The sequence below is a fragment of the Terrisporobacter petrolearius genome, from assembly GCF_020748185.1.
Classification (GTDB): domain Bacteria; phylum Bacillota; class Clostridia; order Peptostreptococcales; family Peptostreptococcaceae; genus Terrisporobacter; species Terrisporobacter petrolearius.
In genome coordinates, this window is sequence record NZ_JAHZMO010000225.1 from 1 (window position 1) to 255 (window position 255).

The 255-nt window shown below is 29.8% G+C and carries 1 protein-coding gene; it reads left to right on the top strand.

Annotation, left to right across the window (positions count from 1 at the left end; genetic code table 11):
- Positions 1-255, top strand: a 255-nt coding sequence (locus K0040_RS20420) for a transposase (protein ID WP_228110482.1), incomplete at both ends; no start/stop codon positions are given.

The following is a 255-nucleotide window of genomic DNA, read 5'->3' on the forward strand; positions in this document are numbered from 1 at the left end:
GAATACCAAAGATGTATAGTTCATCAAGTGCGTAACACTTTAAAACATGTATCAGATAAAGATAAAAAAGAATTTGCAAAGGATTTAAAATCAATTTATCATGCTTCAAATGAAGAACAAGGACATGAGATTATGCTTAGTGTAACAGAAAAATGGCAAAATCATTATCCAAATGCCATGAAAAGTTGGTCAACTAACTGGGATGCTATTTGTCCAATTTTTAAATTTTCTGCAGACGTTCGTAAAGTTATATAT